This is a genomic window from Pseudomonas sp. B6(2017) (assembly GCF_002112765.1).
In the GTDB taxonomy this organism is placed as follows: Bacteria; Pseudomonadota; Gammaproteobacteria; order Pseudomonadales; family Pseudomonadaceae; genus Aquipseudomonas; species Aquipseudomonas piscis.
This window is the reverse complement of record NZ_NEIQ01000010.1, coordinates 287,869-299,208: the sequence shown is the minus strand read 5'-3', so window position 1 is coordinate 299,208 and position 11,340 is coordinate 287,869. Positions and strand designations below refer to the sequence as shown.

General features: G+C 56.7%; 10 protein-coding genes and 1 pseudogene. 4 read left to right on the top strand and 7 right to left on the bottom strand.

The window, feature by feature from the left end; all coding sequences use genetic code 11:
- The 3 genes from CAG11_RS19235 to CAG11_RS19225 all read right to left on the bottom strand — a co-directional run.
- Positions 1-384: biotin/lipoyl-binding protein (locus tag CAG11_RS19235; protein WP_143494640.1), on the bottom strand; the 384-nt coding region annotated here is incomplete at its 3' end.
- A 219-nt stretch (positions 385-603) separates the two neighbouring features.
- Positions 604-1,242, bottom strand: a complete 639-nt coding sequence (locus tag CAG11_RS19230) for a paraquat-inducible protein A (protein WP_085597458.1) — start codon at positions 1,240-1,242, stop codon at positions 604-606.
- 25 nt (positions 1,243-1,267) lie between these two features.
- Entirely contained in the window at positions 1,268-1,873 is a 606-nt protein-coding gene (locus CAG11_RS19225; protein WP_085597457.1) for a TetR/AcrR family transcriptional regulator, read from the bottom strand.
- Between the two features lie 151 nt (positions 1,874-2,024).
- Here CAG11_RS19225 and CAG11_RS19220 point away from each other — a divergent pair.
- From CAG11_RS19220 to CAG11_RS19205, 4 genes and pseudogenes are all read left to right on the top strand, one after another.
- Positions 2,025-2,348: pseudogene (locus CAG11_RS19220) on the top strand (TolC family protein); the annotation flags it as partial.
- Positions 2,349-2,405: 57 nt separating this feature from the next.
- Positions 2,406-3,026, top strand: coding sequence for a paraquat-inducible protein A (locus tag CAG11_RS19215; RefSeq protein ID WP_085597456.1), 621 nt, complete (start codon positions 2,406-2,408; stop codon positions 3,024-3,026).
- Positions 3,019-5,331, top strand: coding sequence for a PqiB family protein (locus CAG11_RS19210; RefSeq protein ID WP_085597455.1), 2,313 nt, complete (start codon positions 3,019-3,021; stop codon positions 5,329-5,331). The genes CAG11_RS19215 and CAG11_RS19210 overlap by 8 nt, the downstream gene beginning before the upstream one ends.
- Before the next feature lie 40 nt (positions 5,332-5,371).
- Positions 5,372-5,893, top strand: a complete 522-nt coding sequence (locus CAG11_RS19205; RefSeq protein WP_085597454.1) for a transcriptional regulator — start codon at positions 5,372-5,374, stop codon at positions 5,891-5,893.
- Positions 5,894-6,570: 677 nt separating this feature from the next.
- On the opposite strand, the gene CAG11_RS19200 is transcribed toward CAG11_RS19205, so the two are convergent.
- From CAG11_RS19200 to CAG11_RS19185, 4 genes are all read right to left on the bottom strand, one after another.
- Positions 6,571-8,814, bottom strand: a complete 2,244-nt coding sequence (locus CAG11_RS19200) for an SNF2-related protein (RefSeq protein ID WP_085597453.1) — start codon at positions 8,812-8,814, stop codon at positions 6,571-6,573.
- A gap of 91 nt (positions 8,815-8,905) precedes the next feature.
- Positions 8,906-10,345: a DUF6094 domain-containing protein gene (locus CAG11_RS19195; protein WP_085597452.1), complete on the bottom strand. Its 1,440-nt coding sequence runs from the start codon at positions 10,343-10,345 to the stop codon at positions 8,906-8,908.
- 23 nt (positions 10,346-10,368) lie between these two features.
- Positions 10,369-10,971, bottom strand: coding sequence for a hypothetical protein (locus CAG11_RS19190; RefSeq protein ID WP_085597451.1), 603 nt, complete (start codon positions 10,969-10,971; stop codon positions 10,369-10,371).
- A 70-nt stretch (positions 10,972-11,041) separates the two neighbouring features.
- Positions 11,042-11,296, bottom strand: coding sequence for a hypothetical protein (locus CAG11_RS19185; RefSeq protein ID WP_085597450.1), 255 nt, complete (start codon positions 11,294-11,296; stop codon positions 11,042-11,044).
- Between the last annotated feature and the right edge of the window lie 44 nt (positions 11,297-11,340).

Here is an 11,340-nt window from a genome sequence, read left to right as displayed (position 1 = left end):
GAGCATGCGCTGGCGATCAAGCCCCGAGCGGGCAAATTCTTCTGCCGCTTCCGCGCTGCGCACTTCGGCCTCGGCCACCCGTACCTCATTCTGCACATCGTTTGGATCGAGGACTGCTAGAACTTGGCCCTTGGCAACATTGGCTCCTACATCTACGCTACGAGTCGCAATGCGACCCGGGATACGAAAAGCGAGATCGGTCTCGATGTGCGCGCGAATCTCCCCTGTTTGCGCAACTTCTTCGCCAATAACAGCAGGCTCTGCGATGACTACTCGAACGGGGCGCGGTGCCTCTTCCGATCGCTTCTCCTCCTGGCAGCCAGTAAGGAATAGGCTGAGGCCAAAAATATAGCCGCATATCCGTAATGCCATAAGCACTTTCATTTTATCTTTCCCTCGATCAAATAGCACACGCAAGTCAATGTGTTCGCCTTTCAGTAGAAAAACTTATTATTACAGAGTTAAAATTTTTAGCGGCGAAGCAAGCAATAAAAATTCTAGGCAATGATCGAAACATTGCGGAGAGTCTTTATAAAATTGAAATGCTCCGCCTGAGTTTCAAATAGCTCATTGCAAACCTAATAGAAAAACTGAGGGATGAGACTACTCATCTGACAGTGCTTCCCAAACTTGGTGCGCTGGCATACTTATTTCCAGCCAAATCTGGGTCAGCAGCAGAGCGACGAAGCAGGCCAAGCCGACGCCCAGGTTCAGCTCGGCGATGTCGATCAGCTTGACGATGGACACCAGGATTCCGAACAGATAGACCTCGAGCATGCCCCATTCGCGCAGATGGTGATAACTGCGGTAGAGCAGCATGCCGGCGCGGCGCGCCACCTTGAACCTCACGCTCAGCAATACCAGCAACTGGCACAGGAGCTTGAGCAGCGGAATTGCCATGCTGCTGAGCAGCACCACCACGGCCACTCCCTGCATGCCGCTGTCGAACAGCCCGAGCACACCACTCCAGACTGTTTCGCTGCGGGTTTGGCCGAGCAGGGTGAGGTGCATGATCGGCAAGAAATTGGCCGGGATGTAGAGCAGCAAGGCAGTTAGCACCAATGCGAAGCGGCGGCGTTGCCATTGGTGGTGATGCACGGCCAGTTCAAAGCCGCAACGCGGGCAGCAGCTTTTTTCGCCGGCTTCCAGCTGCTCACGGCGCATCAAAAGATCGCATTCATGGCAAGCGACCAATGCCTCCAAGGGAAGGGCCGCCAGATTGTTGAGGTTGGTATTAGGCATTTAATAGGGCCTGAGGGAGCCTAGTCTAGGTTTCCATCCGAATATGAGAGCCTGCGCCGTAAAGGAACATCTGCGGCAGGATATGGGCGGTGTTAGCGCTGGCTGCGCGACCACGTTGCTCAGCATCGACCATGCCATACACCAGACTGATGAACATTTCGGTAAGAATCGACGCGGTGATATCAATACGTAGTACGCCTTGCTGCTGGCCACGGAGAAAGAAAGTATCCAAAGCATACAAGTAGGAATACCAAGGCGCGGCGTTAGGGCTTTCATCGAGGAAATCGGGCCGATATTGAACTACTAAAAATGCTAGCAGTTCGCGGTGTGCCAGGTGCTCGTTGATTAAGCGCTCAAGGGCAGAGAGAAATTCATCTTGCTGCAAACGAGCATTGTCGATGATCTTCGTAAGTACCTCCTTAGCACGGCTTTCTAGTTTTTTCAGAAGGTTGTCCCTAGTGCCACAGAAGCGATGCAGAGTGGCTCTGCTCACCCCAACTACCTGTGCCAGTTCGAACATGGAAGCTCTTGGGTGATGAACTATCGCGGTGGTTAGCAGGCGTAACAGGCGCTCCTCCTGTGGGGACAGGGGAGTTGCCCTTTCTTGAGTGAACTTTCCAGATGCTTGCATAGGGCCGATTGGTTTCCGGAAGGATGAAGGGTGGATCTTATTTTGATCATATGAATCAATGTTGACTCAAAGTGGATTGAAAAGTACCATTCCGGCCGTTTTCAATCAAGCCTTAGGTGAGTCATGGGCAATTTTCGTGCAGTAAGAACGGCAGGGGCATTGGCAGGGTGTGGTTCGGCGAGCGAGCAGAACCCTGGCGGCCACCGATACCCTGCGCCGCGAGGAGCAGGCACGCCGGGCCCTGGCCAACACCAGCAACGAATCGCTGAAGCTGGCCAAGGCCCGTTATGAAGGCGGTATCGATAGCCATCTGCGTTACCTGGACGCCCAGCGCAACAACTTCGCCAACGAGACGGCGTTCATCGAAGTCAGCACTCAACGGCAGATCGCCCTGGTAGACCTGTTCCGCTCCCTGGGTGGTGGCTGGAAGGACAATCAGGACCAGCAACTGGCGCAACGCCAGGACCGGCTCTGAATAAGAGGTTGATGCTGCCGAGGTAAATTCAGCGAGCGTCACTTGAGGAAGGTAACGATGCGGGCAATTGATGCAGGTATTTGGGTCTGCGGTGAATGTCATCAACTCAACCCGGCCAGCCAGGAGCAATCACCGCGCTGCAGCCGATGCAGTGCGGTATTACATGCGCGCCGTCCGAACAGTATCAGGCGCACTTGGGCCTTACTGATCACGGCGATGATTTTGTACATCCCCGCCAACCTGCTGCCGATCATGACCGTCAGCATTTTCGGCAAGGGCGCGCCGGCCACCATCATGAGCGGGGTGATCAGCCTGCTGCAGCTGGGGATGATCCCCATCGCCCTGGTGGTGTTCGTGGCCAGCATCGTGGTGCCGACCTTCAAGCTGGTGGGCATCGCGCTGCTGCTTTATTCGGTGCAGCGCCACCAACCGATGTCCGCCCGCCAGCGGATCATCATGTACCGCTTCATCGAATGGGTGGGGCGCTGGTCGATGCTCGACATCTTCGTCATCGCCATCCTGGTGGCGTTGGTGAACTTCGGCAACCTGGCGCGCATCGAGGCCAACCTCGGCGCCGCCGCCTTCGCCAGCGTGGTGGTGCTGACCATGCTGGCCGCTGTGACTTTCGATCCTCGGCTGATCTGGGACAACACTAACTTGGATAATGAAAATGAGTGACTTGCCTGCCCCGAAAAAACGCCAGACCAGTAACTGGTCGGCGATCTGGATCCTGCCATTGCTGGCCCTGGTGATCGGTGCCTGGTTGGCCTGGCGCGCCTACGACGAGGCTGGCCCGATCATCCAGGTGCGCTTCGAGAGCGGCGACGGTATCCAGGCCAAGAAGACCGAAGTGCTGTACAAGGGCATCTCGGTCGGCAAGGTGGTCGACCTGAATGTCAGCGAGGACATCAAGGGGGTGATTGCTTCCATCGAGCTGACCAAGGAGTCCCGGGATTACCTGAACCACGACACGCGTTTCTGGCTGGTCAAGCCGCGGGTCTCCCTGGCCGGGGTGACTGGCCTGGAGACCCTGGTCTCGGGGGTCTACATCGCGGTGGATCCGGCCAAGGGCGACAAGGGTGACCAAGGGGTGAGGGCGTATACCGCCCTGACGGAGCCTCCATCGATGTCCGAGAAGGTGCCAGGCCTGCACATCACCCTCAAGGCCGACCGCCTGGGTTCCCTGGAGCAGGGCAGCCCGGTGTTCTACAAGCAGATCCTGGTGGGCCAGGTGAAAAGCTTCCAGCTCGGCGAGGACCAGCGCACCATCGAGATCAAGGTGCACATCGAGCCGGCCTATGCCGACCTGGTGCGCAAGAAAACGCGTTTTTGGAACGCTAGCGGCATCTCGATCTCCGGCGGTCTGTCTGGCTTCAAGGTGCGCAGCGAGTCGTTGCTGACCCTGGCCGCTGGCGGTATTGCTTTCGCCACTCCAGATAACTATAGCGACAGCCCGCCCACCGACCCGACCAAGCCGTTCCGCCTGTACGAGGACTACGACGCGGCTCAGGTCGGCTTGCGGGTGAAGCTGAAGATGAAGGACCTGAGCGACATTCAGCCCGGGCAGACGCCGGTGATATACAACGGAGTGCAGGTCGGTCTGGTCAAAACCGTCGACATGAACCAGGACTTCAGTGGCGCCACCGCCGAGCTGGCGATGGACCCACGAGTCGAGGCCCTGCTACTGGAAGGTACCGAGTTCTGGACCGTGAAGCCGAGTATCTCCCTGGCCGGGATCACCGGCCTGGATGCCCTGGTCAAGGGCAACTACATCGCCGTGCGCTTCGCCAAGAGCGGGGCGCCCCGGCGCGAGTTCAGCGCACGGGCCAAGGCGCCGCCGATGGATCTGAATGTGCCGGGCATGCACCTGGTGCTGACCAGCGACCGCCGAGGTTCGGTGGAGGTCGGCGCACCGGTGCTCTACCGGCAGATCCGCGTCGGTAGCGTGCAGAGCTACCAACTGTCGGCGGACAACCGCCAGGTGCTGATCGGCGTGCATGTCGAGCCCGAGTATGCGCGCCTGGTGAACAGTTCGACGCGTTTCTGGAACGCCAGTGGCGTGACCCTGAGCGGTGACTTCACCGGGCTCAAGGTCAAGAGCGAGTCGCTGCAGACCTTGATCAATGGCGGTATCTCCTTTGACACCCTGGACCCCAAGGCGTCGTCCTCGGGCAAGGATCGCCGCTTCGCTCTCTATGACAGCGAAGAGGCGGCCATGGCCCGGGGCGTGGAGATCCAGCTGAGCGTCGAAGACGCCGAGGGCCTGCGCGAAGGGACGCCGATTCGTTTCAAGGGGCTGGTGATCGGCAAGGTCGAGGGCATCGACTTGCAGGCCGACCTGTCCGGTGTGCTGCTCAAGGCACGCCTGGGGGCCAACGGCGAGCAGTTCGCCCGCAGCGGTACGCGCTTCTGGGTGGTGCGCCCGGCGCTTGGCCTGCTGCGTACGGAAAACCTCGGCACCCTGGTCAGCGGACCCTACATCGAGGCCCTGGCCAGCAGTCGCCCGGGCGAGCGCCAGATGCGCTTCCAGACCCTGACCGAGGCGCCGAACCTGCTCGGGAGCGGCAACGGCCTGCGGCTGACCCTGAGCGCTCCGGACAAGGGCTCGATCAAGCTCGGCAGCCCGGTGACCTATCGCAAGATGCCGGTGGGCAAGGTCATCGACCTGAACCTGGGCCAGCAGGCGGACCGGGTGCTGATCAGTATTCTCATCGAGCCGCGCTACATGCCGCTGGTGCGTACCGGTAGCCGCTTCTGGAATGCCAGCGGCGTCGGTATCGAGGCCGGTTTGTTCAAGGGCGTTTCGGTACGCACCGAGTCCCTGGAAGCCATGGTCGCCGGCGGTATTGCGTTCGCCACGCCAGACAACGGGCAAATGGGCGAAGCGGCCAAGCCGGGGCAGACCTTCGCCCTGTTCGATGCGGTCGACGAACAGTGGCTGCAATGGGCGCCGAAGATTTCGCTCAGGGAAAGCCTGCAGTGATTGCGCTGTGTTTTTTAGTCAATGCAAAAGGAGTCAACTGATGCCTAAGCATCTAATTTGTGTCGCGTTACTGGCTGTTGGCTGCGCTTTTGCCGCTCAGGCCGAGGAACCACTGCCCTCAGTGGAACAGGTAATGAGCGATCACAAGGAGAAAATCAACAACCAGATCGAGACTATTAATTACAACCGCAAACGTGTGGTGGGAGCCAACATGGAACTCGATAGTCAGCAGGCCGAAACCTTCTGGCCAATCTATGCCCTCTATCGCAATGAAATGGATGGTTTAAATAGAGAGACGTTCCAGTTGTTGTTTGAGTATGGGCGAGCCTATGGCTCCGGAGTGGTCACCAATGAGGATGCCTCTAAGATAATCAAGATGTACAAGGCTCTGCAGATAAAACGGCAAGTGCTCTTGAATCGTTATATTGATGAGGTTTCTGAAAAAATGTCCTCGATGGTTGCTATGCGTTTTCTACAAATTGAAGAGCAACTCGATGCCGTAGAGATACTGGAGACTGGGAAGCGTATTCCTCTGGTTGGAAACTCTCTGAATCGCTTGTAAGCCTCTAGGGCCGTAGGTTAATTTTAGCTTGCGGCCTGCCTTCCTCTTGAAGCCAGTCGTCTTATTATTTTTCCCGAGAAGCATCGTATGTTGTCTGTAGCCCAAACAGATGAGCGTCGATTATCCAATCAATGAAGTGTTGCTGATCAGGGGAAGGCTTTTGAGGCTGCTCATGGTTTCTATGAGCCAAGCATCCTGAGGTGAAATTATGTTTTCGAGTAAGACTGTCAGTACTGTGAAAATCTCAATGTCCTCTGCTGTCGATTTGGCAAAGAAGAGAGGAGTCATCGAGCTAGTTACCCGCCTTAGGGCATTACCAAGTTGTACTTCTCTTAGCTTTACTAGTAGTAAAGATGATTTTGGGGTTTGGGTGTTAAATAGCCATTGGGTAAACAATGAATCTATATTAAAACTTATTTAGAGTTTGTGATAAGATATGATTAGATTGATTTTTTGGCTAGGGTTTTGTTTCTCTGTAATCTTTTGGTGCTGGTACCTGGTAATAAGATTTAATTTGATTTGAGCTGGGTTTTTGCGGGGTTTTAGTGTTAGGTCTTTAGCTTTATAATTTTTTGGTAGCATGAGAAAAGTCTGATTGATAGGTTTAACATAAAGTCGAAATGACGATTTTTAAGTGGTTTGTCGCTTGTTAAAAAGCCACCCGAAAGTGGCTTGTATTATGCAGCAATGAGTTGTCTGGCTAGAGCCATTTCAACCGAGTCTCCATCTTGATTTAAAGAGTCCAATCCTGATTCCGGCACATCCCCTGACGTGCTTTGAGCTACTGCGATCTTCTTGGCCATAAGTCGCAGGCAGGTAATCTGCGAGCTGCCGGCATAGCCCAAAAAAATTACGCGCACTGGATGTTTCTGCCCGATACGCCAGGACCTTCGTGCTGCTTGCTGCAGGGTGTAAACGTTGTACCCCGTCTGCAGAAACACGATGGTTGGAAAGTCAAGCAGGTCCAGCCCTGTCTTGACCAGCTCCGGGTTGGTGATCAGCACATCGATGCCATGGTCGACCTGATCGAGGATCCAGTCTTCACGGCGAGAGGTGTCAACGCTGGCCCGCAGTACCGCCACCTTGAGACCGACCTGCTCGAGGACCTTCTTCAGCCTGGACGTTGTGTCGCGTGTCCCGCTGTATACGGTGTAGGCGAGGACCTTGCGGCCTTTCGCTTTTTCCTCGATGCAAAGGCTTAACAAAGCCTGCTCCTTGGGCATCAGCTGCTCGTCGTTGAAAATCGCCGGCACGAAGGCCAGGGTATCGCGAGTGCGTGGGTGCTTGACCATCTCCGATCGGAAGCAGCAGTCTGGCCAGGCCAGCAGCACATTGGGGACAACGCCCAGAAGGGTGGTGTCTCGCCGTGCAAGGGCTTGTCTAAGCTCCGCTGTCAGCTTGGAGGCCAGGCTCTGGTAGGCGGATGCCTGACCAGGTGCCATTGGTACGTCGATAAAGTCTTCGTTGTAGGTAGGTAGGATGTTCCCGCCGATGTCTTTCAGCTTGAGGAACACGGTGAAGGGCAGTACGAAGCGGTGGATGCCTTTCGGGCCGAAGCCCGGGGCTTTCACTGTTCGAACTGAGAGCTTCTTGCCTTTGGCTGTCTTGTGCGAATCTCCGTCGCGCTCGGTATAGATGTCTTTCAGGACCCCATGATCGCGCATGAACGCCATAGCCGCGGGCGCCATACTGCCACGGGCGTTAGGCCGATAGCCGTCCTCGATCATTCGGCGGGTCAGAATACGGAACAGAAGGTAGAACAGGTCGTCGGCGTAGCCGCCCATGAGCGTCCCGGTCAACAGCACGGTTTTGCGTGCTTTTGCCGCGAGAACACCCATAGCTTGGCCCTGGGCCGAACCGCTGTTCTTGTACTCATGCCCCTCATCGACAACCAGTAGGTCGAAGAACCCATCTGGTAGGTAGCGCTTGATGAACTCTGTTGGTTGATAGCCGCCTTCGCCGAATCCGAATTCGATGTTGGCCATCGCTCGCTCCATGCGCTTGGCCTGGCGATCGTTGAAGATGAAGTTGCCCTTGGTGTCCATTAGGTTGATGAACTCGGAAACGTTGTCCACCAGCATCGAGGCCAGAAAGTCTTCGCCAAAGTCGTTGAGTAGGCGCTCTGCCCGGACTGGGCCGATCGTGGGTATACGGCACATCGATTTCAAAATCGTTGAGCGCCGGTCGCCGCCATTTGCTTTACCCGGGCGCATGAGTGTCCAGAGAGCCGCATTGCAGGCGTTGCAGTTGCGGCGGCGATCACCACGTTCGAACTCGTCCACGGTAACCAGGTTGCCCTCCAGGTCCTCGAGGACCTGGACGCAATCTGGGCAAGCAGCGAGTCGCTGTCCGCCGGCAGCGCGCCTTTTATAGCAGGCGAGCCGCCAGTGAAACCCCATGCGCATCCGCACGCGACCGAGGATGAAGAACTCCTGGCGACCGTCATAGGTTTGCCCCAACTGATCACGCAGCTTGAGCAGCTTGATCAGCGTATCGGGGCCATTCAATACCCACACACGGGCATCTGGGATGGTCTCTAGGATCTCACGGCGCCATTTGTAGACCAGGTGAGGTGGGGAAATGACGAGAGTTCGACGATAGCCTGCTGAGTGCATAACGGCAGCAACAGCGATGGCCATCATCGTTTTCCCGGTACCCATCTCGGCGTTGATGATCGCGGCCTGCTCATTGCGATCGAGTAGTAGTGCTGCAATGGCTTGGACGACATCAGCCTGGGCCGCAAACGGCTTGCGCTTGAGGTTGTCCATTACTGCCTGGCGCAGTTCGTGAGCAATCCCGGTGTAAACAGGAGGGTTGGAGCGGTTCAACGACTCAAGGAGTTCATCACCAAATTCATCGATGAAATCGGTGAGGTTGATGTTCAGGGGGGAAGTAGCCAGTGGCTGAGTTAAAGCGTTCATGTGCATCTCCTGCAGGTGGAAAGCAGGGCATGGACGACCCCTACGGGTATTGGCATACCCTACGGGTTGGTTTGGGAGTTATGGACGGGGTTTAGTAATCGCTGGGGAGCAGCAAAGTTGTGTAACTGCGATCCGCTTCGGTGATGATCCAGAGCTTGGTTTCACCGCCGGCATCGATGTCATAGCTGGAGAACAGCCTGTCACCGTGTATCAGCGCGTTCTTGTTCGAAGCCCGGTCCTCATCGCATTGTTCCCCCCAGTCGCCGGACAGATGACGCCTGAGGAATTGGGTAGGATCGAGGTGTTTAGTTTCAACCAGGTGGCTGAGAGTGGAGGTCATTACGATCCTGCCCGGATTGAAGAGCGGTCCTGCTGCTCGTTCCTCAGGCACAGATGCTTCGTCATTGGTCCCTGCCGAAGAGCTGATGGTCAGCACTCGGCCAAGATTCACTGACGAAGGCGTCATGTCCCACGCTCGGATGATTGGGATAAATCGATCGGTGAGGATCCTGACCTCTGTGACGTTGCCTTTCTCATCCTCGGTGAATTCGGTCTTGCGCACCTTGTCCTTGTAGGTGTCACCCTTCACGACCAAGGTACGCCCAGACTTCGAGCGTACAACGCCTGAGATTGCGCCGGCCGCTAGGGCTAGTGCCAGGTGCCAGCGCGAGAGTTCACGGACTGGCGGCCTGAGTTGTAGGCCGATTTGCCCGAAGTGCAGGTTGAAATCAGGCCAAAGGCCTCGTAGTCGCTGTATCTCGGATGCGAACTGCGTAGGCTCCAAGGTGACACGGTAGAAGTGTTCCAGCTCGTTTGTAGCTGATGGGATCAGGTACGGTTCCCATGGCCATGAGGCCGGTATTAGTTCCGCCTGTTCCTGACCTGCGCCAATTGCCTGCAGTTGAGACTTCACCTGGTTAACGTGAGTTCTGGCCAGGTCCTGCCGGCGCACTCGGATGCCGAAGATCACTACCTGCTTGAATGTGGGGTCCGCAGCGCTGTAAACGCGCAGGCTGGCAAAGTGGTTGCTGAGCCATCCTGATAGTTCGTCGTCAAGCACATAGTGCGGAACGATCAACACCATCACCCCACCGTACTGCAGGAGGGGAAGGCAGCGCTGGTAGAACGCTTTTTCCAGACGCCGCCGGCCGCTGCCCTGGTACTGCGAGGCACCGGAGTGATCCGCGACCAGGTCGCCGTAGGGTGGGTTGAGCCAGAGCAAGCCGAACGACTGCCGGCTGATCAGGGTGTCGAAGAGATCGCTGTGCAGCACTAGATCGAGAAGGCCCCGAGCATGGTCTGCGCGCTCGGCATCGTATTCGACGGCGAATGCGTGGACCTGGTCGCGACCGAGCAGATGAGCTGCTTCAGCCAGCGCAACACCTTCACCGCCACAGGGGTCGAAGATCCTCATTTTTCCGGATTGAGTTTGAACGAGCGCCTGCAGAGAGCGCTCGAGGGTGACTTCGTCGGTTGGATAGTAGCCATTGCGAGCAAAGTTTCGTGCAAGGCGGGGAAACATTAGGGCCATGATGGTTCCTTGAGTGAGAGAGCTCAGGCCTGCGCCTGAGCTTCGGTTGTTAAGTGACCTTGGCGAATGAGGTCGCCAAGTTGCGGCCCGAGGACGTCGAGCTGGAGAGCAAGCCGCCAGGCGCTGACGTTGCCGATCGAGCCAGGTAGAGCCGTCAGCATCTGCTGCTGGGTGAGGACGTCCATCACCGGCTCACGCCAGTGTGGGAGTAGGGGAAGCGGGCATGTCTCCATGACCAGCGGCCACAGCCGAATCAGGGGATCCTGGTCACGCTCCAGGAGCGCAAAGGCAAAGTGATTGGCCTGGTCGGGCGCCGAGGCGCGTCGATCGAAAAGCCAGAGGTGCAACATGCTGCCGAATAAGGTCCCGCGGAACTGCCGCGTTGTGCGCTTTTCAAGCATGTCCTGGTTGGGAAATACGGGAATGCTTCGACCGTCCATGAGGATGTGAAACTGGTCGAGACCATTTTCATCCCGTCCGAGCGTGAGCCTGGCCAGGAACTCCTGCAGTGCGGTGTCGCGGCCCCAGGCCGACATGAAGACTAGATTGCGCTGCTCATCGCAGACGCAAGCATCGACATACAGGTCAGGGCATTCCTCAATCTGATACAGCGGAGTGGAACGCATGTTTGCCTCCAGAGAGGAGGCGCACTCCCAAGGGGCGTGAACGCCCCCTGGGGTGAGTGGTGGTAGAGGTTTACCGGAATGTTCCGGTGCTTGGGTCGAACGCGGTTGCAGTTGTCTGTCGAAGCGGTCCTTGACCCTGATGAAAAATCTGAATCAGGTATTGGCTACGCAGCTCTACAGCAGCTTCGGCCTGTTCTAAGGACAAGCCGAGTTCTTCGATGAAAAAGTCGACCAATTCCTCGTTTGTTGCCGAGTCGTTGTTGGACAACTCTTCTTCAACATTTGAAAGGGCTTGTTCGCTCAGATTGCTGAACAGTGGATTCATTGGGTTGCTCCTGGTTGAAATGAGGAGCCCCCTGAGGTGGCCCC

What these genes read in the sequence shown, in the direction of transcription:
- CAG11_RS19230 (WP_085597458.1), bottom strand. Translation starts at nt 1,242, where the DNA reads ATGCCTAATACCAACCTCAACAATCTGGCGGCCCTTCCCTTGGAGGCA.
- CAG11_RS19200 (WP_085597453.1), bottom strand. Translation starts at nt 8,814, where the DNA reads ATGAACGCTTTAACTCAGCCACTGGCTACTTCCCCCCTGAACATCAAC.
- CAG11_RS19210 (WP_085597455.1), top strand. Translation starts at nt 3,019, where the DNA reads ATGAGTGACTTGCCTGCCCCGAAAAAACGCCAGACCAGTAACTGGTCG.
- CAG11_RS19185 (WP_085597450.1), bottom strand. Translation starts at nt 11,296, where the DNA reads ATGAATCCACTGTTCAGCAATCTGAGCGAACAAGCCCTTTCAAATGTT.
- CAG11_RS19190 (WP_085597451.1), bottom strand. Translation starts at nt 10,971, where the DNA reads ATGCGTTCCACTCCGCTGTATCAGATTGAGGAATGCCCTGACCTGTAT.
- CAG11_RS19225 (WP_085597457.1), bottom strand. Translation starts at nt 1,873, where the DNA reads ATGCAAGCATCTGGAAAGTTCACTCAAGAAAGGGCAACTCCCCTGTCC.
- CAG11_RS19205 (WP_085597454.1), top strand. Translation starts at nt 5,372, where the DNA reads ATGCCTAAGCATCTAATTTGTGTCGCGTTACTGGCTGTTGGCTGCGCT.
- CAG11_RS19195 (WP_085597452.1), bottom strand. Translation starts at nt 10,345, where the DNA reads ATGGCCCTAATGTTTCCCCGCCTTGCACGAAACTTTGCTCGCAATGGC.
- CAG11_RS19215 (WP_085597456.1), top strand. Translation starts at nt 2,406, where the DNA reads ATGCGGGCAATTGATGCAGGTATTTGGGTCTGCGGTGAATGTCATCAA.